The following is a 25,006-nucleotide window of genomic DNA, read 5'->3' as shown; positions in this document are numbered from 1 at the left end:
AAGTATAGCCATGATTTAATCACCATTAAGGAGTTCATATGGATCGCAACTTAGCTTTGGAAGTAGTGCGTGTAACAGAAGCCGCTGCGCTATCGGCAGCTCGCCTCATGGGCAGAGGCGAATCATCAGCAGCCGATCAAGCAGCTGTTAATGCTATGCGTCATGCTTTTGAAAGTGTTTCTGTCAGAGGAACAGTGGTTATCGGTGAAGGTGAGCGAGATGAAGCCCCCATGCTTTTTATTGGTGAAAAAGTAGGCTCTGGAGATGAATCAGATCCTGAAGTTGATATTGCTGTTGATCCTTTGGAGGGCACCAGTCTTTGCGCTCTGGGTCGTCCCAATGCTTTGGCGGTGATCGCTATGGCTGAGCGAGGCAAGATGCTTCATGCTCCTGATATTTACATGGATAAAATTGCTGTTGGGCCTCATGCCAAAGGAGTTGTCGATCTCGATAAATCTCCTACCAAAAATTTAATGGCTATTGCCCATGCCAAAGGTGTGTATATCGAAGATCTTACGGCCGTGATCTTAGAACGTCCCCGCCATCATGATCTGATCGAAGAAGTGCGCAGAGCAGGTGCTCGCGTGCAATTAATTTCAGATGGAGATGTGAGTGCAGCAATTTCTACCTGCATTGAAGGATCGGGCATTGACGTACTTTTTGGAATTGGTGGTGCTCCTGAAGGTGTATTGGCAGCCGCTGCACTCAGATGTGTTGGGGGAGATTTGCAAGCGCGTTTGGTGGTGAATAATTCCAAAGAAAAAGAGCGTTGTTTGCGTATGGGGATCTCCGATGTGGAGAAAAAATGGCACCTCGAAGAGTTAGCTGGTGGTGATGTGATGTTTGCGGCAACTGGAGTTACCAGTGGCGATATTCTAAAAGGTGTTCGTTATTTCAAAGGCGGTGCAGAGACTCATTCTTTGGTTATGAGATCACGCTCGGGCACTATTCGCATGATCGATACCAAACATCATTTTGATCGTAAGCCTCATTTTGGTAATTAAGGATCTTGACGTTTGATTGCGATGTCCGCTTGATGCGGGCATTTATTTTTTATCGTGAATTTTTTTAAAAAAACAAAAAAGTTTTTAGAGTTTAGGAATAAAGCTATGCATAATGATCGAATTTTTTACAGTGCTTGTGATTGTATCACCCGTTTCAACGCGTCTTCGTTTCCGTTAAAAAATATTGCTCAAGAAATAATAAAATCCAAAAAATTAAATAGCAAAGAACGGAAGTTGTTTCTCGATGTGATTTTTTTGTGGAGCAGAAATAGATTTTTGGCAAAGAAATTTTTAAGCAAAAATTTTAATTTTTTTAGTTCATTATCCGAACAAGAAAAGGAAAAATTAATTTTAACTTTGATTGTTGGCGCTCAATTAAATTGGACCACAAAACTAGAATCTTCGCTAATAGAGGCTTACAACAAGTGGCTGGATGATTTAGGGACCGAGCGCTTTCTTATCGCCATGGGGCCATTGCTTGCCGAAGAAGTACAAAAAAGCTTTTCTCTTAGCTGGCAAAATATTGTGCAGTCTTTGTGGGAAAAACCAAAAAAATACATCGCCTTTGATAACTCCGTCGATAAAGAAAAACTTGTTAAGGAGCTGAAAGAAAAAGATGTGGAAGTTCGACCATGGCTATTTTTTGATAGTGCATTGGAAATCAGCGGCGATCTAAAGATTAACGAACTATCAAAAGAATTAAGAGAACACGTGTGGTTTATGGATGCAGGAAGTCAGCTTATAGCACATCTGATACGTCCCATGGCCCATGAACGCGTGCTTGATATGTGTGTAGGCGAGGGGGGCAAGGCTCGAATAATATCTCAGTATCCCTGTGAGTATTATGCAGTGGATATCAATGATCGTCGTTTAGCAAAAGCTAAAAAAATATTGCCGAGAACAGTAAAATTTTTCAGCGAGGATGCAAGTAAGTTGAGTCTTGAAAAAAACAGCTTTGATTGGGTGCTGCTGGATGCGCCTTGTTCAGGTTCAGGAGTAATGAGAAGAAATCCAGATTTGGTGCATCGTTTTGCTCGGCAGGAATTGGATAACTATTTGAAATTGCAGAAAAAGCTTTTAAACAGTGCTGTAGAAATGCTTAAAGTAAATGGCGTAGTCTTATATGTAACATGCTCGCTGCTCGCCAGAGAAAATCAGCAACAAATAGACGAGATCATGGCCAAAACTAAAAATCTCATTCCAGTTTCACTAAACGACTTAATAGCTGATGGTGAAATAAAAGTAGAAGCTTTGGATTTTGATAAAAATACCTTATCTCTTCTTCCTAATATTCATGATTGCGATGCATTTTTCGTTGCTGCTTTAAGAAAAATTTGAGTTGATTTAATTATGCTTAGCTATGTTTTAGGAAGGCAAAAAAATAGCAAAAAATGAATAAAATTTCATTAAATATCTAGACAACTAAAAATAAGATGACAATTTTACATCCTCGACGAAAAACATTTGTTTTTTGTTTTAATTCCTAACTTCTATTCACTAATGACTGAGGAGAACTCATGGCCACTAAAACAAGAAAAAGACGATCGACCTTTTCATTTAAAGATGTAGAAATACTTTATTTGGTCGAAGGACTTTCTCCGATTATTAAACTGCATAAAGACAAAAAAGTTTCACCAGCAACTATACGACGAGCTGTGGGTGCTTTAAGGAGTGTTGGTAAAGTCGAATCGACTCTTGAAAACTGGGTTAATGAAAATTTGCGTGTCGGAAGTCGTGGTCGCGCTGCACCAAAGATAGGCCAAGAAAGAGTTTATCGTGCTCAACAGATCAATGAGAGCGGACCCTTTCTAAGATTGCCTTTGGGTGCTCTAAAAGCTCTCAAAGGTGATGCGCTTTCTGTTTCTTTCGAGAAAGATTGCATCACAGTGAGCAAAAGAAAAAACTAATAGGAATTATCGATAAAAAAAGAGCCTCCCCTCGTAGGGAGGTTTTTTTTATGAAAGCCATAAAAAATATGGGGAGTTTCAAGGAATAGATTTGCTGCATGATTTTTTTCTCACTAATAAACTGTTTTAGCAAAATATTTGCAATCGCTAAATGAATATAAAAAATGGGGCTGTAGTAGCTAAGCGTTAATGTTTAGTGTGTTTATACCAGTATTTTAGCTGTTTTAGAAGCTGTTGGTGATTGCCTCCGTTGAAGCGCCATTCACATTCCTTAAGAAACCAATAAAAATTATCCTGTTTTATCCCATTAAACTTACGCAGATTGCGTTTGGCTTGGTTCCAGAAGTTCTCAATCCCATTGATATGGTTTTGCTTATCAGCAAACAGCTTGGAATGATTAATGCGCATATGGTGAAATGCAGATACATCTAAGGCATTATATGATTTAAAGGTATCTGTATAAACTATGCTGTCCGGAAGAACTTTCTCTTCTACAATAGGCAGAAGAGTTTCTGTTTTTGCATTAGGAATGATGGCTGTGTAAACCTTGCCACCTCGCTTAAGAAGGCCAAAAACAGCTACTTTACCTCCAGCTCCACGTCCTCTCTTGCCTTTTCGAACTCCGCCAAAATAACTTTCATCTACTTCAATTTCTCCGCTTAAGTCATAGCTTGGAAGTTTGCTGGCTATTAATTTTCTTAACCTTAAGAAGAAATTACTGGTTATTATTCAATCTAATACAGCCAGTAATTTCTCCGCTTAAGTCATAGCTTGGAAGTTTGCTGGCTATTAATTTTCTTAACCTTAAGAAGAAATTACTGGCTGTATTAGATTGAATAATAACCAGTTCTGATGCTGCTCTGGCGGTTACACCAGCAACAAATAATTTTATCAGTTCGCTCTGCTGGCGCACTGTTAAACGGCTGCGTCTCTTATACATTGAAGTAGCTTACCCTTAATTGGGCTTAGCTACTACAGCCCCTAAAAAATTATTTTCAAAACAGCTTTCTCTGCTAAACCAAAGTGCTCATTTTTTAGTGGGTATTTATTTAGTCTGCTGCTGATTGTAGTTAACTCTATAGCGCTTAAACAAATAATGCTTAGATAATAAAAATACACACTTGACAAGCTTTAGCTGATGTGAATGGTTAGCTTCTCAGTGTTTTTACTGGATTCGGTAAAGGAAATTAAAATGAATGTAAAATTTATAAATTTTGTTTTATTTTTATTAGCTTGCAGTTTTTCTAACCACTTGCTTCACGCTAAGCAACCGCAGAAATTACATGAAAATAATAATCTTCATTTAGCTCAACAAGATATGCCTGAGCCATTAGATAATTTAATTCTAGATGATATCAGTTTTTTGGCGAACAACCTGAAGAAAATCCTGAGCAGCCTGAGGGAAATTAAAATAAAATTTCTAACCTTAGGTTCAAAGCAGAGCCGTTTTACTGTGGCATTAATTGGCTCAGGAAAAAATGAGACTTCGTTGGGGGCTTGTATACTCCATCACGAAGTCTCACTTGTAAAATAAAAATAATCTGGTTGTGCCCAGAAAATGTTGAAAGGCTTCTTAATAAATTTTTTCACTAAGTCCTCGCGTGCGCCGTGGAATTGTTCAAAAATTTATTAAGAAGCCTTTCAACATTTTGTTTACATCACCAATAATCTTTAGCCAAATAGTTTTCCAGCTCTAAAGTTAAAGCCCAAACCTACGTTGAATGTGTCTTTAGCTTTAAGAGCGTTATCAAAACCTGCGCTTAGGGTCATATCGACAAAGGGATTAAAGCAGTAAAGCAAGGTGAGAGTAAGTGGAAGTTCTTTCCAAAAAGGAAGATTTTCCCATGTAGCCTGTTTGTTAGGGTTTTTCATTTGAAATTTACCAAGTGAGCTGCTGATATCTGCCCAAAGATTTCCGTACACTTGAATGCCATACCACCAGGCAAGATCAAAGCTCATTTCAATGTTGTCGCGCATTTGTAGCCAAAACACGTCGCCCAATATTCCACCAGCCATCAAGTCATTATAAAAAACTGTTGGGAGACCAATAGTGACATCTTTGATAATTTCGCCATCAAAAATATGAATTGGCAGTTTAAAATCTAAAGAAGCGCTGATCTGATTGATAGACAAATAGTTGTAGCGAATTCCTGCAGTGACAGTCTTTTTGAAGTTGGCACTTTTTTCAGAATTAGGATCATTAAAAGTGACGCCGTCATATCCGAATTGACCCTCAATTTTTTCGGCAATACCAAACCTAGTATTCAAATCTACATCATATTTCTTAAGCCCGTTTGCTCTGGGTTCAATGGAGATGATGCCAACAGGAGTAACCGAAGGACGTTCGATCGCTCTTAATGGATAGCGCAAAGCCATGTTTGGTGATGCTTGCACTTGAAAGTTAAATAGAGTGGCAAGTAGAAATAAACCTACGACAGAAGAAATTATTTTTTTCATATCTAATAAGCCTCCGAACACAAATGAATTATCTGAATAGGAAAAGTACTTTCATTTGTTAAGAGGGGCTCATTATTTTTACTCAGCGCATGAAAGATGATTTTCCTGATCAATGTAGCACAGACCAAACATGCCGCTCGCCATACTTTTTATGTGGGTGTTAATATCGATAGCGTCATTAATATTTTTGCCAAAACAAACAATTTGTTTCTGAGTAGTCGTTAGACAAGTATGAAAACCACCTGAGCTTACACTGTAATATTCTTGGTCTTTGTTTTTGGGAAAGCGATCTAATGAGGAATCGCCAAAACAATGAAGTTTATTGTCTATATCGATACCGCAGGTATGATCATAGCCTGCAGATATGGATTTAAATCGCACATCTGGCGGTGGAGAGGACTGTCCTCTACTATCATCGCCAAAACAGTAAGCTTTTCCTGAATCATCAAGGGCACAGGTGTGAAAGCCACCAGAGCTTACTGCTACAAAATATTTACCATGAGGAGGACTCGATTGAAAAAACATATTCGAGCCAAAACAAAAAAGTTGATGGTTTTGATCAATACCACATGTGTGAAAGGCACCTGCGCTGAGAGATATGAATTGATGCTCTATTGACGAGGGTGCTTGCCCTGCTGCGTTATCACCAACGCACACAGTTCTATCATCGGTAGTTATGGCACACGTATGTAAGCCACCGGCGCTCACCGAACGATAGTTTCCATTTGGGATGTTAAGTTGACCAAATAGGTTGCTGCCCTCGCATCTAAGCTGTTGAGTGTAATCGATCGAACAGCGGTGCCCACCACCTAAAGAGATCTGCACAATATTACTGCTGGCACCGTCAACTGAAAGGCTTAGTGCTTGGAGAGAATTTTCCTCAAGATCTTGATTCTTTTCACAGCTATAAAAGGTCAAGCTGAGTACAAAACTCAGATAAAAGGTAAATTCTCTTATACAAATTATTTTTTGCTCGCTCCACATCGAGGATTTTTTAGTAACCTACACTTGGAGCGTGCAAGAAATTTTTTAATTAATGTTTAAAATGACGTTGGTGAGTAAAGAGCATACATAATCCGAGCTCATCAGCAGTTTTGATAACGTCTTTATCTTTGATAGAACCGCCAGGCTGAATGATAAGCTTGATGCCGTGCTGAGCAGCATAACGGATGCTGTCATCAAAAGGAAAAAATGCATCTGAGGCAAGTGCTGCATGTTCCAAACAAAAATCCCTCTCCTTAGCACCTTCAATCGCAAGTTTAGTCGATTGTACGCGGTTGGGTTGGCCCGCACCAACACCTAGGAGCTTGCAAGATGAAGCTATGGTTATAGCATTGCTTGGTGTGGGAATAACCATGCGAAAAGCAAATTCCATAGCCGCCATGTCAACATCTGAAGGTTGTTTGCGAGTAACGATGCTCCAAGTTTCTTTGTTGATTTGAGCTGAATCGTAATCTTGAACCAAAGCACCGCCAAAAATACTTCGAGTGGCAAAATGAGGAAGTTTAGCTGAGAGAATATTTTTAAGAGCTACTAAACGAAGCTGTGGTTTCTTTGTCAAAATATTAAGTGCTGTATCACTAAATTCTTTAGCTATGACTACTTCAAAAAATCCAGCAGTTATAAGGTGAGCACTATGCTCATCGCAGCTATTCGAAAGAGCAATGATTCCTCCGAAGGCACTTTTTTCATCACAGGCGATAGCCATTTTTAGAGACTCACTTTGATTGTTGCTCAAAGCAGCACCGCAAGGAATTCCATGTTTGATCACCACAGCGCCAGTTGTTGCTGAAGTGTTGTTTTCCATTAGACATCTAAGTGCCCATACTGCATTTTGCATATCAAGAAAATTATTATAGGAAAGTTCTTTGCCTTGCAGAGGAGAGACTTTAGATAAGTTGAGCTCGGTATCGAGTATGGACTCATCTTTGTACAATGACGCCTGTTGATGAGGATTTTCTCCATAGCGAAGAGAATGGCAATGAGTATATGAAAAGCTTGGGCTTTTAGTTTGAGGTGCAGAAAATTTTTGTATCAGCGTCTTTTCGATATATGCATCGTATTGATTGGTTTCTCTAAATACCTGGACTGCGCAGTCTTGGCGAAAATCCAGTGTCGTGCCTTGATGAATTTTGTAGTGCTCAATGAAATTGTTATAGGAGTAAGGATTATTTAAAACGACAACATGTTGATGGTTTTTGGCAGCAGCTCGCAACATCGTTGGTCCACCAATATCAATGTGCTCAATCATTTTAGCTAAGTCGTCAGGGTGGGAGGTGGCAACCTGAGAAAAGGGATAGAGATTGCATACAACAAGATCGATGGGGGGAATATCGAGTTGGGTTAGAGTATCCACGTGATCAGTTTTGGAGCGATCACATAAAATTCCTGCGTGAATTCGTGGGTTTAGGGTTTTTACACGGCCATCAAGAATTTCAGGAAACTGCCCAACGCTACCAATATCGGTGACACAGAAATTATTCTGCTCAAGAAATCGAGCGGTGCCACCCGTGCTGATCATAAGAATATTTTGTTCTTTTAAAAAAGTTGCCAGCTGCAAAAGATTGCTTTTATCAAATACGGAAATAAGTGCCCGGGCGATCGGCGTAGATTTTGTCATAAGAGCTCCTAACAAAATTTTTTTTCAGCCTGCCGCCCTAAAAAAAATGTTCAAGACTTATTAGTTACACGAGCTATTTTCATCAAAAGAAGGATCCCATCGTGCATAAGTTTCTAAGTTATCCTCACCTCGAGCGTGATGTTTGAGTTTTTCTAAACCAGAAAGTTCAAGCTGTCTTATTCGTTCGCGAGTAAGGTTCATGATGCAGCCTACCTCCTCGAGTGTGATGCCTCCGCGATCGGCAACATCAAGCGCGCATGTTTCCTCAAGTTCCCAAACTTCTTTGTCTGGAAAATTAAATTTTACAGAGCCAGTTTCTTCATTGACGTCCAAATAAAGATGGTGTCTGCATGAAACATAGAGGCATGGGCGGGGCATATTGACGCATTGTGACCGTGAAGTAGGATGAACAAGATTATTGACATTTTCAAGCTCACCTAAGGAACGCATTTTGCGATGTTCCCGAGCCATGCGCCGCGTTGATAGGGTTTGTGAACGTTTTTTATAAGAAGCTCCTAAATCTTTTTTTCGATTAGTAAGCTTTTTTAATGGAGGATTCTTTTGAGATGGCTCTTCAGTTTTTGTATGCAAGAGAAAATCTCCTAACAGTCTTTGTTGTTGTGAATTTTTAGAGTTAAAAAAATAACTCTAAATAGGATGGTAACTTATATGAAAATAAATGGTCAAACATGTGTTGTATAAAAATTATAATAAGCCGCCAGGTGATTATTGTTTAAATAAGGGAAGTATTATGTTGAGAGAGTGTTGAATATGAGCGAATTTAATGAAGAGTTATTCCGTTTAGTAAGTAGTCTTAAATGTCGCCTTGAATTGTTAGGAGAAAGTGGTATGACATATTTGCCAAAATCAGAGGAAAACATAGAAAAAATGCCTTATTCGACAAGTGATAATAATGATTGCTTAGAAGCTTTAAAGATAAAACTTAGTAATTGCGAAAAATGTAAGCTTTATCAAACACGAACAAATGTGGTATTTGGGACGGGAAATAGACATGCAAAACTTATATTTGTAGGCGAAGCTCCAGGGCGTGATGAGGACCTTTCAGGAGAGCCATTTGTTGGTAGAGCTGGGCAATTGTTAACCAAAATGATTGAGGCAATGGGTTTAAAAAGAGAAGATGTTTATATTTGCAACGTTGTCAAATGCAGGCCACCAAAAAATCGCGACCCAGAAATAGATGAAATCGCTGCTTGCGAGCCTTTCTTAAAACAACAGCTTTCTTTGATCAAACCTCAAATTATTGTTGGGCTTGGACGTTACGCCTGCCAAACTTTGTTGCAGACCAAGGTAGCAATGTCTAAAATTCGAGGTGAGTGGCATGAATATGAGGGGATAGACTTTATGCCGACTTTCCATCCAGCCTATTTGTTAAGAAATCCTCCGGCCAAAAAAGAAGTGTGGCAAGATTTGCAACAGGTTATGGCTAAAATAAGCTCACAGCAAAGTTAGAATTCGTAATGTTGCTCACTGCGAGAACTAATAAAACCTTTTTTGCAGCAAGGGAAATCAATGCTAAGGGTCCTTTCTATCTTTTTATTTTTACAGGGTGGGTGTGCTGAGATTTTTGATATTCCACCCGCGCCAGCAAGAATGCTAAAACAAAACACAAAAAAAAATGAAGAAAAACCATGGCCAAGCGAGAGATGTGACGAGATGGATTTTAAAAGTTTTTCTCAGAATAAAGCTTTTTCTTTACAGTGGAGAATGTGTTCTAGAAAAACATGGGGAGATAGCAAAAATACCGTTAACTGTATTCGTCATCTTTTCCCTAATTTAACTCCTAAGTGTGGTTCTTGTTTCGGAGCATTCACTGCATGCGGCAAAGATAACTGTAGTAAGTGGCTTTGTTGGCATGATAATCCTGATTGTGACAGATGTGGATGGCGCAACTGTGGAGCTCAGCTGGAGAAGTGTTTAGGCTTTTCTCGCACCACGCTCTACGAATATTATCATTGATACTTTTTAGGCGTTCAGCATTAATAATCTTATTAAAGGTAACTTAAACTTTTAGGAGTACTTTCATGAAGTTTGTTATACGCTCAGCAAAGAGTATATTTTCCACCTTGGTCATCTTATTTTTTTGCAGCAATATATTTGCTGGTGAAATGAAAGAAATAGATGCAAATGATGAAGAAATGTCTGAAGTTGAGGTTAACGAGCAATCGGGCATTACAGATTATTTGGGTTACCTTTGCCCCAAATTATTTTCTATTTTCACTTGCAATCAGTGTGAGCCCTGTCGAACCTGTGACGTTTCCGACAAAATGGAAACTTGTTGCAGTGGCTGCGGCAGATGTCTTTGCGGTTGTTTAAAAATTACTGGCATGTGCTGTGTAGCATGTTGCGAGATTTTGGGTGAGTTGGTTGAGGGAGACTGTGATTCTTAGGTCTTTCTCATCCAAATCTGAGGTTATCCTACCGAGCCTGATAAATGCCTTGTTTAAGGGAAAGTTAAAATCTGCGAAAACTCACGCTAAGGATTTTGCGCTTTATTAATTTGCTCAGAACCTTCTAACTGACATTGAAATGGTCCAAATACCAGTGATAGTCGTATGGTCCATGGATATTCCACGCTTTTTCATCAGCTTTTCAATATGGTGGTAGCTCAACGGATACTCGTCAAAATAATCTGTTTGCTGAAGTAGCAGTAATTGAATTTCATGAATCAAAAGCTAAAGTGTCGACAGAGGTTTTCTAGAGCCTTTTATTTTCGCGTTACCATCCAGTTTGTAGGAGAAAGAAATGATTCAAAAAGGTAGATGGATTGTATTAAGTAGCATTCTATTTTGTTTCAGCGCCTTAGCTATCGATTCTATGAACTCAGAAAATTTGGATTTACAACCACCCAATGAAAATCTGACGGTTGAGTTTGTAACGAAAAATCGGGAATCGGGACAGGCAATGTTTGCTGTCTCAGACAGTGATAATTTCAAAGCTCTCTACTTCGCGCCTCATAAACGAGTTCATAACAACGCCCTAAAATTTACAACGACAACATATTCTTCTCGATTTACTTATGACGGGATTGAGTATGTAGTGACACGTCAAGCCATATCACACTATAAACCACAAGTTAACGGGCCGGATAATAAGCTAAGCTATCAACGCATTGATAATACTGTTTATGAAGAACCCATCAAGCAGATGTCACAAATGCCCTTAGATAAGGAGGGGTACCAGCAAGCCTTTGATGAAAGAAAACTGGAGGATTATTGTGCACGCCAGGGAATAAAAATGGTGCCCATGCTGAAGCACGAAACAATAGATCAAAAGCTTAATCTCTTAGCATTGAACGCCTTGAATAGCGGCCTCAAAGATCCCTTAGTTGTCGAACAAATTAGTGCTCTTCAACAAATGAAGGAACAAAAACCAAAAGATCCCATTTTTGGGAAATTAACTGAAATATATGTGGAAAATAGTGGAAAATCCTTCGTCATGTTGATGGTCAATTTTCAAGGAATTTGGAGAAGCCACGTATTCGTTGACCAATCGCTGGCCTTAGAAAGATATAATGACAGAACAAAGAAAAAGGAATTCATTAAACTCTGGGGAATGGTAATAGAAGGGCAACATTATGTTTTCTACTCGGAATCAACACAAAATTATAAATTCCGAACCCATAAGAAAACTATAGGCAAACTTGAAAAAAATCACGAAGGACAAAAAGAAAGGACAACCTATGAAGAAATCTATACGCCTGTGTATCAGATCGGCGGTGAGTGGGGCGGCAAGGGAGAAGAAAGGGAAGTCCCACAAGAATGCCTTCGCGTGTGCTATAACTGTGAAGTCTATGAAGTGTCACATGAAGATGGACTTCTTGCTATTAACAAAGGTTATGGCAAAGAAAAAGGCATTTACACTTTAAGATTATGTCAAAAAACTTCGATAACTATAAAGGGAGAGCGAACCATGCCGAATGGTGATATCGATACAGTTGAGAAAAAAAGCATCTCCTATACCTTACGCGACCAGCCTCTAAAGGGAGAGAACCCTGGATCATGGAAGCTTCTTAATCACTCTTTTGGTGGCATAGATCTAAGAACGCACGTAGGAACTTTGCCTAAATATTGTTGCAAATGCATAAGCAACGTTGAGTAATGTTAATGCCATGAGAATCTCTTGGGTCTAGGTTTTATTCGTAAAACTTTGACTTAAACATTTATAGATTTCGAAGGCGGCCAAAAAATACGTGCAAAACAGCATCTCAAGGCATTAGGTAGCGCTTGGCATCTATTGCCGCCAGGCAACAATTTTACCTGCGAAAGCAGAGGCAGCTACGCTTAAGGGTGAGGCGAGGTAAAGTTTTCCTGGACCCGAACGCCCCTGGAAATTTCGATTGATGGCAGAGATGCTGACTTGATTTTTATCGCTGCTCACGCCAGGGCCGCAGCCAATACAGGCACCGCACCCAGGAGAAATAACTTTAATGCCTGCCTTAAGAAAAAGATCATGAAAGCCTTTGAGTTTTGCGTAGGAATCAACATCTTTGGAGCCATATTGAATATAAAATTTAACTTTGTCGTGAACTTTTTTGCCTTGAGTTAAAGCATCGCTCACTACACGAGCATACATTTCTATATCATCATATTTTCCTGCAGTGCACGAACCGCCATAGGCAATATCAATAGGGATTTCCCCTAAATTTTTAATTAATTCACCATTGGTTGGGTCCGAGGGGATACCTAAGTCAGGATTGCCAGGGTGAGCTACCATTGGTTCTATTTTTGATAAGTCAATAGAATAGCGTGCTTCGTAGTGACAGTTTTTATCGGGCATGGATAAAAGTTTTGTTAGCGATTGCGAGTTATGCTCCTTTCGTTTTTCTAACAGCCAGTCGACAAGTTTTTGATCTGGTTCACAAATACCAGTTTTGGCTCCACATTCGGTAGCCATGTTACAAAGAGTAGCTCTTTCATCAATGCTGAGTTGATGAAGACCTTCACCACCAAACTCCATAACTTTGTTCAAGGTGAGGCCATCTTTACTGAAATTTAGCAAGATGTAGAGCATGACATCTTTGGCACTGCAGTTTTTTGCTAGCGAACCGTTAAGATCAAAACGAACGGAAGGCGGTACGCTTACAACTGAAAGACCAGTTGCCAAGAGTGCCGCATATTCCGTGGCACCAATGCCAAAGGCAAATGCATTTAGTGCTCCCCCCATGCACGTATGACTGTCGGTCGCCTGGATAAAATCGCCAGGCAAAATAAATTCCTGCCGGGCAACTTCGTGGCAAATACCTGGCGAGATTTTTTGTGTGGCTGAATAATCTCTTATACCCGTGTGAGCTATAAATTGTTTTTGCTGTGATCGTAGTTCATCAATCAGATCTTTGTAAGGAGCATATTTTGGTACTTCATCAGCATAGATAAGATGGTCTTCAAACGCGGCGAAACGCTGAGCATTTTTAATTTTATAGTGCTCGCCGTACTCTTGAATAAGAAATTGATGCACTTGAGCCGAAGTAAACTCATGTGAATAGCCGCCATCAACGTGAGCAACAGTACTTTGGCCGTTTTGTAGCGGCTGGATATCACTATTTAGCAATTTTTTCGCCATAATTTTTTGGGCCATAGTCATGGGAACTTCAGAGAGAATCGCTGGCGAAGTTTTTTGTTGTTCCTGAAATTGATTAAGAAAATTAAATAAACCTCCTGCTCGTAGAACATGGCGTGAAAATTCATCGAATGGCTCGAGAAATTCTTCTAATGCAATAGATTCTCCTGCTTCAAGTCGCCGCAATAATTCGTAGTTGCCCATTATTTGGCCGAGATTAATATTGTTTCGTTGGTGGATGGGAGCGAAGGATGCGGCAAAAATCAAGCCAACTCCGCTAAATTTTTCACACTGGGCCGCAGTTTCTCTGGAAGATCCAGTCCCCTTACGTTCACCGCTGACAATGGCCTGGAAATTGCCCTTTAGTAAAGCGTTGTCTTGAAAAACACGCTCGTTATTATACATGAGACCAGCATAAGCCCTTTTAGCAATCTCTTTGGGATCATGATGAAAGCAAACCCATGCAGGTGTCATGATGTCGGTATTAATATCATCCAATAGATCGCTTGGCCTAAGCTCACTCATGGATAAATCGAGGCCGTCATTGAGCTGCTTGGCAATCAGTGACAGATCCTTTGTAAGAAATAATACCCGTTTACTTGGATCAAGCTTTATGTGAATGGAATTTTCTTTAGACATGGTGTCACCTTGAGCTTAATTGCCGATATGTTTTTTCATATGTGAATAAATTGATGTTTACCAGAAAAAAATATCACTAAAATTGCTCATGCCAAAGTTTAGAGACTGTTTCGAAAATAATTTTTCTCTAAGCTGAGAAAACATTTTTGTCCACGATCTCGTGTCATTCCCGCGAAGGTGTGGAGCCAAATAGAGCGCTATTAGGTCTCTATGTTTAAAAAAACGGCCCACTCTGTTGGGGGTGGCAATGACTCGTCTCGTAGGATTTACGGCAAGCAAACGAGCTATTTATATTACATTTCAACTAGATAGTTAGGCATTTTGTCTGGATCCCCGCCTGCGCGGGGATGACAAGGTGGAGCGGTCAATATGACAAGAGATAATGGTCAAAATGACGCGTGATAGTAGTCGACAGGGGTCACAAGTGATAGCGATCAAAAGCATGGGTCGTCGATCTAAGCTTGGCTTGGTTAGAGAAATCAAAAGCCCAATAAAGGATTAAGAATAACTGTTTGCTTATACTATTTATATTTAGGGGCTGTAGTAGCTAAGCGTTAATGTTTAGTGTGTTTATACCAGTATTTTAGCTGTTTTAGAAGCTGTTGGTGATTGCCTCCGTTGAAGCGCCATTCACATTCCTTAAGAAACCAATAAAAATTATCCTGTTTTATCCCATTAAACTTACGCAGATTGCGTTTGGCTTGGTTCCAGAAGTTCTCAATCCCATTGATATGGTTTTGCTTATCAGCAAACAGCTTGGAATGATTAATGCGCATATGGTGAAATGCAGATACATCTAAGGCATTATATGATTTAAAGGTATCTGTATAAACTATGCTGTCCGGAAGAACTTTCTCTTCTACAATAGGCAGAAGAGTTTCTGTTTTTGCATTAGGAATGATGGCTGTGTAAACCTTGCCACCTCGCTTAAGAAGGCCAAAAACAGCTACTTTACCTCCAGCTCCACGTCCTCTCTTGCCTTTTCGAACTCCGCCAAAATAACTTTCATCTACTTCAATTTCTCCGCTTAAGTCATAGCTTGGAAGTTTGCTGGCTATTAATTTTCTTAACCTTAAGAAGAAATTACTGGCTGTATTAGATTGAATAATAACCAGTTCTGATGCTGCTCTGGCGGTTACACCAGCAACAAATAATTTTATCAGTTCGCTCTGCTGGCGCACTGTTAAACGGCTGCGTCTCTTATACATTGAAGTAGCTTACCCTTAATTGGGCTTAGCTACTACAGCCCCTATATTTATTTAGCGATTGTAACTATTTCGCTAAAACGGCTTAGAAACAACGCAATTTTGATTTTTAAAACAGTCTCTTGGTGAGAACTTATTAAAAAAAATCTCAGGAACTTATAGAATCTATCTATGCTCGCTATATGCAAAGTAACATGGATGGGCACTCTTACTAAGGCTATAGTCTCCTTATGATAAATCGAAACAGGAGGCTTTAATGAAAAAGTCAGAACTCATAAAAAAAATAGTTGCAAATAAAATGGCAAAAGGCGTGATCGGCTGTAAGTGCTGTTTAGGTAATGCTCAAGGTTTTGCTAAGAAATAATTATTTTAAAGGGAAGTGCTTTATGGTCTTAGTGAGTATAAATAAAATTTTGCAATACAAAAATCCTTTGGTTATTCAACGATTCAAACAAGCATTTCCCGATAAAGCTCATAGAGCTGAAGAGTTATGGATTAACATGCTTAAATATTTATGGTTGTGTAAAAAACATGAACAGGATGTCGAGCTCAACCCGCATTTGTCTCATTTACAATTTAGTTGTGTTATGCATCAAGAAATGCGTGATATGGATGAGATGTGGCACGCTTTTATTCTAATTACCAAAGATTATGCTGATTTTTGCCATAACTATTTTGGAGAGTTTCTCCACCATGTACCTAATATTCGTGAAGAAATAGTTCAAAGCGAAGAAGAGTTTGAAAGAGAGCTTCATCTTTATCTATCTTACGTTTACGATCAATTGGGTGAGGAGACACTCAAACTTTGGTTTTCGGAATATTTATAAGCTCTCCCTATTCAAAATGACGAGGACGCCAAAAATGTGGTCATATTTATTAAATTTCATCGGAGCATAGTCAGTTAAAGCTTGATAACATGCTATATCCCGAGGATATCGCGTCAACAATTACACAGTATGGTTGTTGATTGGGCCAGTTATTCAGCCTTTAAACGAAAGTGGAGAGTCTTGATTTTGATTAATGCTTAAGTATGCCATAAAAACCATCAAATATCAATGAAGTCAACATTAATATTAGCAGGGCTTATGGGAGCAAAAAATAAGGTTGTTTGAGATAATAATTTCATTCATACTTCCTCCCATCTAAACTATCCGATGAATGAAAATTTTGGCGCCCTGTGAACTCTAGCTTGCTAATGGGTTTATGAGCACTTTAGAAACGCTACAGTGCAAAAGAGAAATTATTTCCATTAATCGAAGGGCCTCCAGAGCATAATCTTTGCTGCATAAATCCATAGGCGCAATAAAATCCAGAGCGATAGTGCTGTGTCCACCTTGCTCATTAATAGTACTGTGACGCTCCATAAATTTGGCCGACTCCATAAAACCATGAGTTTTCAACGACTTTATGAGGCTGTTATCTTTGATGGGAGGTTCTCTTTCAAAGGAGTTGATGGCCATTGAGAAGGCTAAAAAATTTCTTCCTGCCACGTACTTTAGGAGAGCCATGCTTGCACGTGTTTGAAGAGATACATCTATAGTTTCAGGGCTAACATCTAAGTGAAACAGTGCTTTGTTGAGAATTTTATCGTGGCCTTTTTCCTCTTTCATGAAATCTTTCACTAAATCTATTGAGCTAAGAGCAGTTTTTAAGGCGGGTTTAAGAGAAGATTGACACTGCTCTGTCACGAAGTGATTTTGTCTAATAATAATAGCAAGCGCATTTTGTATTTTTGCTCGTTCAAGTGTATTTAGTCGGGATAAATATTCTCCTCCATGCTCATTTTCTAGGATTTCCAAATAATGATAGCGTCGAGCAACGCTAAATAAACTCTCAGGATGAATGCGATCATTAATGCTCGCAAATTGAAGTGCAGCTTCATTATCCCACTGCCAATTCTGGCGTGCTAAAAGATTTTTTAATTGCCTAATTTCTTCAGAGGTAAATAGAGTACTATCTTCCTTTTGGCAACTTTTTAAAATCAATTCGAGCTGTTCAGTAAAACTCCCTTCGAGATGTCTCCCATCGCTCACAAGATGTTTGTCGAGCGGAGATTTTTTAGGTGAAGGTAAAATATATGAAATAGGATAGTCTTTGAAATTTGAAAAGAAATTTGAAATTGCTGAAATATCATGAGCTGTCAATTTATGATTATTGATCTTATCGGTTAAGATTTCCCACAATGGATTCTGTTCAGAATTTTTTTTTATCATTAGGCTAAGCCAAGGTGTTTTTAGACTTAGGTTTTCATCCTGTGGATTAAAGTCAATCGTGAGTTCGTCATAAGGCCAGTACAAATATTTTTGCATATGTCTTCCTTTTTATTTCGAGGCCTTCAACTAGAAAATTTGTTGTATGATTTTTTTTACGAGCTTCTCATGCTCTTGACTAAGCATTTGAAACAACACACAAAAAATCACCGTGTTAAAAGCCTGTTTTTCAGATCAAGATTAAATTGCTGGAAATAAAAAAGCTAAATCATAGTGTGCTATGTGTTTTTATTGTTCCTTTTATTGCTGCCATATATTTTTTAGAGTTTTAAAGTATCGGTTAGAAAAATACTTATTGATAATCTTATGGCAGAGCTCAAATAGTCTAAGGTGGGCAAAAAGTTACCTCAAAGCTTCGCTTTTAGCATCGCTACGCCAGACAAATTCACCAATTAATTCTGAAGCATCTCTCATAATTTTTTTTATGGCTCGTTCGTTTTCGGATTTGCTTAAGTGGTCAGAAATATTTTCTCGGGCTGTAAAAACTTGCTCAGCAATGAGCTTTTTATTGAGCTTTAAGTCGTAAATATAAATACTGCCATGGACTTCAAGCTGAAACGTTCCCAATTTGATACCAAAAACTCCTGCTTGAGGGATAATCCACCCCCAGTTATTGATGACCACCTCTAAGGCTAAGTCATTAAAATCATCACTAATTTTAAAAACTTTAGCCACGCGTTCTTGAATTTCTGAGCTGAATTCGGCCCTAATTTTTTCAATAATTAATTTGGCTGAATATCGTTTGCAATTGCAAGGTTTGACGGGCTGCTTCAAGACCAATTTCTAACTTTTTGATAGGGTCGCTCTCGTCATGATGAGCCCTGCTCATATTATGGGTAGGGGAGGGAAAGTTACGCACTTTTACCGCCATTCGGTGTTCCTCATTAAAATAACGAAAGGGAATAAATTTTGGAGTGAAACAGCCTGACAATAAAGCCACTAAGCTTGCTAATATAAATAGTTTTTTCATGGTTTTTCCTGAAATAGAGCTTTGAAAATAAGTTTATATTATTGTTAATTATTTCCCAGTAAATAATAGGTTCAATTGGTTAGTGTTTTAATGAGGTTTTTATGGTTTTTATTTTGCAACATGAACACGTTTTTATTGCTTGCAAAGACCCGGTTGTGTAAAGAAAATGTTGAAAGGCTTCTTAATAAATTTTTTCACTAAGTCCTCGCGTGCGCTGCGGAATCGTTCAAAAATTTATTAAGAAGCCTTTCAACATTTTCTTTACATCGCCCTAAAAAGAAATGTAAAAACAAAAAAACAAGATGCCATTTAGTTTGATTCAAAACAGCAGTCAGAAAAACATTTATTGAGCATCAACGTTTTTGGTAGTAAAGCGCAAAACAAGGTAGCCTAATGTTCCTGAAGTTAAGGAGCCAAGGATAACTCCTAATCTTACCCAAGCAGCGTAAGGTTCTGTTGCTTCTGGTGGGTAGGCAAGGGTACCAATGAAAAAACTCATAGTAAAACCAACACCGCAGATAAGTGCTATACCAAAAATTTGTGGCCATGTTGAATGGGCTGGCTTTTTTGCAATGCCAAGCTTAATGGCTAGAAATGTTGTTCCAAAAACTCCAATAAGCTTACCAAATAATAGACCTGCTGCAACACCAAGCATCACAGGGCTAAAAATATTGCCCAAGCCTGGAGGAACGTCTGCAAATGAGACGCCAGCATTACCTAAGGCAAATAAAGGCAGTACACAGTATGCGATCCATGGGTGAAGCCGCTCCAGGAGTCCTCTGTAAGGTGGAAGATCGCTTGACTGATTTTTATCTCGTAGTGGCATAGCGAACGCTATAACTACACCAGCAAGTGTGGCGTGTACTCCTGACTCCAAAACACAAAGCCACAAGATAGCTCCAATAATAAAATAGGGAGCATGAGCCTTGACGCCGAAACGATTCATGAGAAAGAGGAAAATGACGAAGAACATTGCCAATCCCAGTGAAAGGAAAGATAGGTGCGAAGTGTAGAAAATCGCGATGACAATGATTGCGCCAAGATCATCAAAGATAGCTAAAGTTGTCAAAAAAATCTTTAACGACAGCGGTACACGTGAACCAAGAAGCGAAAGAATCCCTAAAGAAAAAGCGATATCTGTCGCGGTAGGGATGGCCCAACCATGGATAGCTTGCGTATTGGTATGATTGAATAAAGCAAAAATTAATGCAGGGAATACCATACCGCCCACAGCTGCAATAGCTGGTAGATAGACTTTAGAAGGCGAATTAAGCTCTCCCTCATGCATTTCTAGTTTGATTTCAAGGCCGACCACCATGAAAAAAATGACCATCAAACCATCATTTACCCAGTGGAGCAAATGCTTGGAAAGCCCCATAGATCCAAATTGAATACTAATAGGAAGCTCGAGAATCTTCTCGTAATAGGGCGATAAGAATGAGTTATCAAGTATGATAGCAACAAGGGCAGCTGCAAACAGAATAATACCTGCTGAAGCTTCTAGTTTAATAAACTTTTTTAGCAATTTAAGAGGCAAGATAGTGTACTCCGTTTTGCCAGAACTTGTTAGACATAAGGGTTTAATAACTACTACAAATCATTGCATTTAAAAATCATTGATGTTGTTCAAGAACTAAAAAAAATAGCTAAACCCTGGAACAATAAATAATAAAACTAGCGCCTAACATTTTTTGATTTGATTAGCAACTAAGTTTGAGACACAGATCGCGCTCATGCGCTTATGTCTACAAATTAGTACATCCGGTGGAAGGTGTTTTTTGAGGTCAATATTCACCTGGTTTGAATAAAAATCCAAGGCAAAGGTGGAATTTTAGGTTTAGGGAAAGAAGGGCCAGTAATGAAGGGAAAACAAAGACAATATGGGCTCTTCATTGTTTTGGTAGCTCTGTTAATATGGCTTAGTGGGTGTGGGCTCAACTTAAAAGAGCTTGCTCCTGTTGAGGCAGGCCCACGTGAAAGCAATTGGCGCTCAAAATTGGATGGAGATCTGCATAAGTTAATCTTTGTGGAAAAGCTCAACAGTGTTCCAGATAATATTTCTGCAATAGGTACTAATGGAACCGGTTCGTACTTATATTTTGGCAGCAAAACGGAACCAAATTTGTTGTACGTATTTGATCTTAGGACTAATAATTTCACCGGGATTGAAACTAAGGTCAAAGACCATAAACATAGCAAAAAGGGTTACTATGACGCTGCAAGTTCCCTAAACAGTTTTACTAACAATCCTCCCGATGAGACAGTGATTACTTCTATTGTGTCTGGGCCAAAAGATACGGCTGTATTTTCTCTGACAGGTTTGCTGCATCGCCAGGGCGGTGTCTATGGGACCGCTGCTCATGGTGGTGTTTTAGAAATCGATAAAAATAGTGTGACGGGTGTATGGGGAAATATTATTGGCAGTTTGAACAGTGGCGATGCCAAGGAAATTTCTACTATCGCTGTAGTGAAAGACAGCTGGATCGCTTTTTCAAGCGATAAAAATAGTATCGGAGCATATCGGAAATTTGGTGATAAATTAGATCAAGCAGAAGAAGGACCAACTGGTATCAATGGTGATCCGATTGGAACGATCGTAACGGCTTCGCTTGGAGTAGGAACAGACCTTTATATCGCCTATGATGGTTTTGTTAAGCTTCGTCACACAGATGAACTTGAAAAAATTTGTGTCATAGATTTAGGTAGAGAGGCTCAAGACCTGATAGATGTGGCCAAACCTAAGGATTTGCAAATAACCCAAGGAGGGAGTGATGTGATCATCATTAACTCTCTTGGTCTTTTAGGGAGAAAACTTTTGGTTGGTATGACGAGCTATAGCCAGTACAGCGGAGGTGTTGCTGTTGTTGATCTTAGCCTTTCTCCTTTTAACGTGATAGCTCCACCGCTAGAACAATCTGGTATGAGTATCAAGCATATTGCACCAGCCAAAGATGGCATGAGTGCTTTAATCTCTACTAACTCCAAAGGTTTTATATTTTATGCTGATGATGAAATGATAAAGATTTCCAATCATAACTTCCAAGATTTTACTCGTGAAAATCTATCGATCGCACAGCCTCTTCTTATTGAAAACGCCAGAGAAGCATCACATAAGGGATTTAGACCAAGCGAAGTTGATGTTGGTGCCGTACAGATTGGGGATTTTTGGTACGTGGCAACAAGCCGGCATGGAATCTTTAAATTTCAATATGTACGTGAAAAATATTAAGAGGCTGGTTTAAAAATATTTAACAAATGATTTTTTCATGAAAATTTTTTCGCAAAATCAACGAGGAATTTGCTGATAATATCCAGCATATTAGCAAAAATTCCTTGTTGGTTAGGAGAAAAATTAACCTAAAATGCTTTGCTAAATATTTTTAAAACAGCCTCTTAAATAAATTGCCAGCTGAGAATTAAGGAACATTTACTTTTGGCAGGCAGCATTGCTTTGGATATATTCGTCGTTTATATCGCACGCAGCTTCCCATAGGCTATACAGAAAATTCTTGAGTGACTTAATAGGAGAGTTGGCGAAAAAATCATGTGCTTCTTGAATGCTGCCTTTAAATAAAACCCGTTCATCATTTATACGAGTAATGATTGCTGTTGAATCAGCATCGCTTTTGTATTCATTATAATTCTGCAAAAATTCATCAACGCTATGTTTTATTGACATTTCTCTTTCTTGAAGCGTGATGCAAACCATGAGATTGTTATGGCCGGCCAAGAGGGAAAAGCCTAAAAGTAAAAGCGAAGGAAGAAGAAGCTTCAACATGAATTACCCCGTTGAAAAATTTCTGCTTTGCATAGGAAACATTGATTATGTTTTCAATACAGGTTTATAGAAGAAATTAATTGCGTTGAGAAATGCGTCGTATAAATAGAAAAACTAATTTTAAAAACATAGAGTACTGTGAAAATTTATTTGAGAGTTTTCAGAAAATAATTACCAAGTTTCAAAAAATATTTGTCATTGGGCTGTGTTTAACACACATATTTTAGCACTTATAAACTGCGAAATATTTTCCTAGGATTATAAGCAAAGGAATCATATGGGTAATCTTCTAATAAGTGGGCAAGAGCAAAAATAAATGAGTTAGAAGCCGAACATTAAATTTGCTTTCTTTGTTTTAGAACATATCTTTTTAAAGAGTATTCCATAGTCTAATGGCTGAGGTGATTAGATAGGTTAGCTAAAATTATCTAGAACGATTTCAAATTTAAAATCGCTCTAGTAGATTCGTTTAGCATAAGATGAGTGACATTTGTGTCTAATATATGGGATTATGCTATTCCTCAAAAATAAATTTATTTTCCTTAAGCTTAGAGTGAAAATAATTTTTCCAAGTATCTAGAAGGGATGTAAAGGCTTCATGGCCTCGGGCATTAAGGTGAGCTGATACTTCATAGAGTCGATCGAGCAGGTTATCTTTAAAAAAATTATAGGAATTTTCAATAATTTTTTGATTGGGGAAATAATTCGCATGATAATTATGATCAATATGTTCATTCATTTTTCGGCATTTTTTAAGATGAACATCGATTTTAGCTTTGCTGCTTTGTACAATTTTATTTTCATGGGTGCTTAAAGCAGCAAGGTATAGTTGCGAAGAAATAATCAAATTAGCTCTTTGACTTAATAATGGGTGCTTCTCTCCACAATGATCGTAGAAGGTTTTACTGTCGAAAAAATTTCCTAGTATTCCCAGATAACAGCTCAATCTGTAATCAGTTTTTCCATCAGATTTTACTAGGGAAATGATCGCTTCGATATCGCTCATAAAAGCTTCAATTGAGACATCAACCGGATCTTTTTGTTCTAAATACCCGGTGCTCAATAGATTGCTTTGGCTACCTGTGATTATGGGAACATCAGTAGAATTTTCATCTGGTGCCTGCAGCGATTCTATATAATTCACATTATTATCGGGAGATTCTATTGGCAATTCCAACAGTTGTTGGCTGCCTATTTCAATAAAATCTCTGTGAGGTTCAATTAATGTATCTGTCTGATCATTTACAGAAGGAATACCTGTAGAAATGGAACCTGTAGCACTATTTAATACTTTCGCTGTGTTTCTTTTCATTGTTGATTTTTTTGTGATGAAATTTTTCTTTGGTGGCAATTGCTTGAGAAATAAATCATCAATCCCAATCTGCTGTTGCAATCTTTTATCAAGATATTGTGTGGAGAGAAAATCTAGCTGCTTTACTATTTTTTCTGCTAAGGGGATCTTTTCTTTTTGTGTGGCTGAATTTCTATCAAAGTCATTGTATATCTCGATATCAAGCAGGCAATTGGCGAGCATAATATGGAAATTAGTAAAGAATAAAATTGAACTAATTTCTTCACATAAAAATGAAACAGGAATTGACTCTATAAAGCTTTTTTCTAGCTTCAATAATTTTAAGGAAGCACGTAGGTGAGTTGGAGAATTGCCTTTTTGGTTAATGGCTTCGATCAGTTCGCGAAGGTATTGAGCTACAAGCTTTATTTCATCTGTGGTTTTTGTAACAGCAATCTTTAAAAGCGCTTTTTTTGATAACTTAGGATTTTTTGTAAGCAACATATAGCTCTGCTTAAAATAATTTTCGTGATCATTCTTTTTCAAGCCTGGTGATTGTCTAAAGACTTCCTTGGCGTCTTTCAATAAAAGAGCAGCAACATCTTGATTTTTATCAAGATGTTTTCTTAATTGTGTCTTTGCAATTTTTGGTTCGGGTAGCTCACCAGAAAAAGGACGTTTTGAGCCACTAACACCCAAACTTAATCCGTTGAGAGAAAATAAAAACAAAAAGATGTAATTTTTCATGATAATTTAAAAACCTTATTTGATTTAATATGCAGTCATTATTGGGTTATATTGTAGTGTTTATTTTAGGCTGTAAATATGGGCATGGGCTCATAACATGCAGACTAAAATGACCTTATTTTAAATTCCAATGATTCCAAATTCTTCAGCCGCTTGAGGTACAACCTTGCATCGGCAATATTGCACATTGGACACTAAGAGACTGTTTTAAAATCATTTGTTAAATACTTTCAAAACAGCCTCTATAATTTGTATTTTTCTCGTACAGGTGCGCACCAAAGGTTTTTTATTTCTCCATCTTAAACAACTAAAAAAGTTGACTGTGCCAAAGTTACAATTTGAGCCTCTTGTTAGGAAAACTGTAAAACAGGAGAAAATTTTCACTAAAGTACCTATTTATGCTGATTTGTTAATTTTTTCCTATGTGCAGGAAACAAATAAGCCGCTCAATTATTCTTCCAAATCTTAAGAAGCTGTTTTGAAAGTCAAAATAACAGCGCTTCCAAGCCATTTTAGCGAAATATTTATAATCGCTCAATAA

The 25,006-nt window shown here is 38.3% G+C and carries 23 protein-coding genes and 1 pseudogene; 10 read left to right on the top strand and 14 right to left on the bottom strand.

The window, feature by feature from the left end; all coding sequences use genetic code 11:
* Positions 1 to 38: 38 nt before the first annotated feature.
* The 3 genes from glpX to H6731_01435 all read left to right on the top strand — a co-directional run bounded on the left by glpX (position 39) and on the right by H6731_01435 (position 2,911).
* On the top strand, positions 39 to 1,004 hold the full coding sequence (glpX, locus tag H6731_01445) for a class II fructose-bisphosphatase (protein USN51101.1): 966 nt from the start codon (positions 39 to 41) through the stop codon (positions 1,002 to 1,004).
* A gap of 105 nt (positions 1,005 to 1,109) precedes the next feature.
* Positions 1,110 to 2,342, top strand: coding sequence for an RsmB/NOP family class I SAM-dependent RNA methyltransferase (locus H6731_01440; protein ID USN51100.1), 1,233 nt, complete (start codon positions 1,110 to 1,112; stop codon positions 2,340 to 2,342).
* A 179-nt stretch (positions 2,343 to 2,521) separates the two neighbouring features.
* Positions 2,522 to 2,911 carry a hypothetical protein gene (locus H6731_01435; protein USN51099.1) on the top strand — a complete coding sequence of 130 codons (390 nt, stop codon included), beginning with the start codon at positions 2,522 to 2,524 and terminating at the stop codon, positions 2,909 to 2,911.
* A 186-nt stretch (positions 2,912 to 3,097) separates the two neighbouring features.
* Here the strand turns inward: H6731_01435 and H6731_01430 are convergent.
* Positions 3,098 to 3,577, bottom strand: a pseudogene (locus H6731_01430) (IS1595 family transposase).
* A 49-nt stretch (positions 3,578 to 3,626) separates the two neighbouring features.
* Complete coding sequence (locus H6731_01425) at positions 3,627 to 3,851, bottom strand: hypothetical protein (protein USN51098.1); 225 nt, start codon at positions 3,849 to 3,851, stop codon at positions 3,627 to 3,629.
* Between the two features lie 252 nt (positions 3,852 to 4,103).
* On the opposite strand from H6731_01425, the gene H6731_01420 reads away from it, so the two are divergent.
* The gene (locus tag H6731_01420) at positions 4,104 to 4,445 is read left to right on the top strand and encodes a hypothetical protein (GenBank protein ID USN51097.1); all 342 of its coding nucleotides are present in this window, start codon (positions 4,104 to 4,106) and stop codon (positions 4,443 to 4,445) included.
* A 137-nt stretch (positions 4,446 to 4,582) separates the two neighbouring features.
* Here the strand turns inward: H6731_01420 and H6731_01415 are convergent, their stop codons facing one another.
* From H6731_01415 to H6731_01400, 4 genes are all read right to left on the bottom strand, one after another.
* The gene (locus H6731_01415) at positions 4,583 to 5,368 is read right to left on the bottom strand and encodes a hypothetical protein (protein ID USN51096.1); all 786 of its coding nucleotides are present in this window, start codon (positions 5,366 to 5,368) and stop codon (positions 4,583 to 4,585) included.
* 78 nt (positions 5,369 to 5,446) lie between these two features.
* Positions 5,447 to 6,352: a hypothetical protein gene (locus H6731_01410; GenBank protein ID USN51095.1), complete on the bottom strand. Its 906-nt coding sequence runs from the start codon at positions 6,350 to 6,352 to the stop codon at positions 5,447 to 5,449.
* A 49-nt stretch (positions 6,353 to 6,401) separates the two neighbouring features.
* A complete protein-coding gene (gene purH / locus H6731_01405; GenBank protein ID USN51094.1) occupies positions 6,402 to 7,988 on the bottom strand; it encodes a bifunctional phosphoribosylaminoimidazolecarboxamide formyltransferase/IMP cyclohydrolase in 1,587 nt (528 codons plus the stop codon).
* A gap of 60 nt (positions 7,989 to 8,048) precedes the next feature.
* Positions 8,049 to 8,459, bottom strand: coding sequence for a DNA-binding protein (locus tag H6731_01400; protein USN51911.1), 411 nt, complete (start codon positions 8,457 to 8,459; stop codon positions 8,049 to 8,051).
* 300 nt (positions 8,460 to 8,759) lie between these two features.
* Between H6731_01400 and H6731_01395 the strand changes: the two genes are divergently transcribed.
* From H6731_01395 to H6731_01380, 4 genes are all read left to right on the top strand, one after another.
* A complete protein-coding gene (locus H6731_01395) occupies positions 8,760 to 9,458 on the top strand; it encodes a uracil-DNA glycosylase (GenBank protein USN51093.1) in 699 nt (232 codons plus the stop codon).
* Positions 9,459 to 9,518: 60 nt separating this feature from the next.
* Positions 9,519 to 9,965, top strand: a complete 447-nt coding sequence (locus H6731_01390; GenBank protein ID USN51092.1) for a hypothetical protein — start codon at positions 9,519 to 9,521, stop codon at positions 9,963 to 9,965.
* A gap of 65 nt (positions 9,966 to 10,030) precedes the next feature.
* Entirely contained in the window at positions 10,031 to 10,396 is a 366-nt protein-coding gene (locus H6731_01385) for a hypothetical protein (protein ID USN51091.1), read from the top strand.
* A gap of 355 nt (positions 10,397 to 10,751) precedes the next feature.
* Complete coding sequence (locus tag H6731_01380) at positions 10,752 to 12,107, top strand: hypothetical protein (GenBank protein ID USN51090.1); 1,356 nt, start codon at positions 10,752 to 10,754, stop codon at positions 12,105 to 12,107.
* Between the two features lie 132 nt (positions 12,108 to 12,239).
* Here the strand turns inward: H6731_01380 and H6731_01375 are convergent, their stop codons facing one another.
* Together H6731_01375 and H6731_01370 are read right to left on the bottom strand one after the other, a co-directional pair.
* Positions 12,240 to 14,204: an aconitate hydratase gene (locus H6731_01375; protein USN51089.1), complete on the bottom strand. Its 1,965-nt coding sequence runs from the start codon at positions 14,202 to 14,204 to the stop codon at positions 12,240 to 12,242.
* A gap of 554 nt (positions 14,205 to 14,758) precedes the next feature.
* Positions 14,759 to 15,412, bottom strand: a complete 654-nt coding sequence (locus H6731_01370; protein USN51088.1) for an IS1595 family transposase — start codon at positions 15,410 to 15,412, stop codon at positions 14,759 to 14,761.
* Positions 15,413 to 15,795: 383 nt separating this feature from the next.
* Between H6731_01370 and H6731_01365 the strand changes: the two genes are divergently transcribed.
* Entirely contained in the window at positions 15,796 to 16,236 is a 441-nt protein-coding gene (locus H6731_01365) for a hypothetical protein (protein USN51087.1), read from the top strand.
* A 357-nt stretch (positions 16,237 to 16,593) separates the two neighbouring features.
* Here the strand turns inward: H6731_01365 and H6731_01360 are convergent, their stop codons facing one another.
* From H6731_01360 to nhaA, 4 genes are all read right to left on the bottom strand, one after another.
* Positions 16,594 to 17,718 (bottom strand): hypothetical protein, encoded by a 1,125-nt coding sequence (locus tag H6731_01360; protein USN51086.1) that lies wholly within the window; start codon positions 17,716 to 17,718, stop codon positions 16,594 to 16,596.
* A 303-nt stretch (positions 17,719 to 18,021) separates the two neighbouring features.
* Positions 18,022 to 18,354, bottom strand: a complete 333-nt coding sequence (locus H6731_01355; protein USN51085.1) for a hypothetical protein — start codon at positions 18,352 to 18,354, stop codon at positions 18,022 to 18,024.
* 40 nt (positions 18,355 to 18,394) lie between these two features.
* Positions 18,395 to 18,649, bottom strand: a complete 255-nt coding sequence (locus H6731_01350) for a membrane lipoprotein lipid attachment site-containing protein (protein USN51084.1) — start codon at positions 18,647 to 18,649, stop codon at positions 18,395 to 18,397.
* 343 nt (positions 18,650 to 18,992) lie between these two features.
* Positions 18,993 to 20,186 carry a Na+/H+ antiporter NhaA gene (gene nhaA / locus H6731_01345; GenBank protein USN51083.1) on the bottom strand — a complete coding sequence of 398 codons (1,194 nt, stop codon included), beginning with the start codon at positions 20,184 to 20,186 and terminating at the stop codon, positions 18,993 to 18,995.
* Positions 20,187 to 20,507: 321 nt separating this feature from the next.
* Between nhaA and H6731_01340 the strand changes: the two genes are divergently transcribed.
* Positions 20,508 to 21,878, top strand: a complete 1,371-nt coding sequence (locus H6731_01340; protein ID USN51082.1) for a hypothetical protein — start codon at positions 20,508 to 20,510, stop codon at positions 21,876 to 21,878.
* Positions 21,879 to 22,076: 198 nt separating this feature from the next.
* Here the strand turns inward: H6731_01340 and H6731_01335 are convergent, their stop codons facing one another.
* Complete coding sequence (locus H6731_01335) at positions 22,077 to 22,427, bottom strand: hypothetical protein (GenBank protein ID USN51081.1); 351 nt, start codon at positions 22,425 to 22,427, stop codon at positions 22,077 to 22,079.
* A gap of 514 nt (positions 22,428 to 22,941) precedes the next feature.
* The gene (locus H6731_01330) at positions 22,942 to 24,465 is read right to left on the bottom strand and encodes a hypothetical protein (protein ID USN51080.1); all 1,524 of its coding nucleotides are present in this window, start codon (positions 24,463 to 24,465) and stop codon (positions 22,942 to 22,944) included.
* Positions 24,466 to 25,006 lie beyond the last annotated feature (541 nt).

The organism is Myxococcales bacterium (assembly GCA_023898405.1).
In the GTDB taxonomy this organism is placed as follows: domain Bacteria; phylum Myxococcota; class UBA727; order UBA727; family JABDBI01.
Note: the sequence above shows the minus strand (reverse complement) of the source record. Positions and strands in the feature narration are given on the sequence as shown.

Excerpts from the sequence above, each read along its gene's own strand:
- glpX (USN51101.1), top strand. The coding sequence starts at position 39 with ATGGATCGCAACTTAGCTTTGGAAGTAGTGCGTGTAACAGAAGCCGCT.
- H6731_01440 (USN51100.1), top strand. The coding sequence starts at position 1,110 with ATGCATAATGATCGAATTTTTTACAGTGCTTGTGATTGTATCACCCGT.
- H6731_01435 (USN51099.1), top strand. The coding sequence starts at position 2,522 with ATGGCCACTAAAACAAGAAAAAGACGATCGACCTTTTCATTTAAAGAT.
- H6731_01425 (USN51098.1), bottom strand. The coding sequence starts at position 3,851 with ATGTATAAGAGACGCAGCCGTTTAACAGTGCGCCAGCAGAGCGAACTG.
- H6731_01420 (USN51097.1), top strand. The coding sequence starts at position 4,104 with ATGAATGTAAAATTTATAAATTTTGTTTTATTTTTATTAGCTTGCAGT.
- H6731_01415 (USN51096.1), bottom strand. The coding sequence starts at position 5,368 with ATGAAAAAAATAATTTCTTCTGTCGTAGGTTTATTTCTACTTGCCACT.
- H6731_01410 (USN51095.1), bottom strand. The coding sequence starts at position 6,352 with ATGTGGAGCGAGCAAAAAATAATTTGTATAAGAGAATTTACCTTTTAT.
- purH (USN51094.1), bottom strand. The coding sequence starts at position 7,988 with ATGACAAAATCTACGCCGATCGCCCGGGCACTTATTTCCGTATTTGAT.
- H6731_01400 (USN51911.1), bottom strand. The coding sequence starts at position 8,459 with ATGGCTCGGGAACATCGCAAAATGCGTTCCTTAGGTGAGCTTGAAAAT.
- H6731_01395 (USN51093.1), top strand. The coding sequence starts at position 8,760 with ATGAGCGAATTTAATGAAGAGTTATTCCGTTTAGTAAGTAGTCTTAAA.
- H6731_01390 (USN51092.1), top strand. The coding sequence starts at position 9,519 with ATGCTAAGGGTCCTTTCTATCTTTTTATTTTTACAGGGTGGGTGTGCT.
- H6731_01385 (USN51091.1), top strand. The coding sequence starts at position 10,031 with ATGAAGTTTGTTATACGCTCAGCAAAGAGTATATTTTCCACCTTGGTC.
- H6731_01380 (USN51090.1), top strand. The coding sequence starts at position 10,752 with ATGATTCAAAAAGGTAGATGGATTGTATTAAGTAGCATTCTATTTTGT.
- H6731_01375 (USN51089.1), bottom strand. The coding sequence starts at position 14,204 with ATGTCTAAAGAAAATTCCATTCACATAAAGCTTGATCCAAGTAAACGG.
- H6731_01370 (USN51088.1), bottom strand. The coding sequence starts at position 15,412 with ATGTATAAGAGACGCAGCCGTTTAACAGTGCGCCAGCAGAGCGAACTG.
- H6731_01365 (USN51087.1), top strand. The coding sequence starts at position 15,796 with ATGGTCTTAGTGAGTATAAATAAAATTTTGCAATACAAAAATCCTTTG.
- H6731_01360 (USN51086.1), bottom strand. The coding sequence starts at position 17,718 with ATGCAAAAATATTTGTACTGGCCTTATGACGAACTCACGATTGACTTT.
- H6731_01350 (USN51084.1), bottom strand. The coding sequence starts at position 18,649 with ATGAAAAAACTATTTATATTAGCAAGCTTAGTGGCTTTATTGTCAGGC.
- H6731_01340 (USN51082.1), top strand. The coding sequence starts at position 20,508 with ATGAAGGGAAAACAAAGACAATATGGGCTCTTCATTGTTTTGGTAGCT.
- H6731_01335 (USN51081.1), bottom strand. The coding sequence starts at position 22,427 with ATGTTGAAGCTTCTTCTTCCTTCGCTTTTACTTTTAGGCTTTTCCCTC.
- H6731_01330 (USN51080.1), bottom strand. The coding sequence starts at position 24,465 with ATGAAAAATTACATCTTTTTGTTTTTATTTTCTCTCAACGGATTAAGT.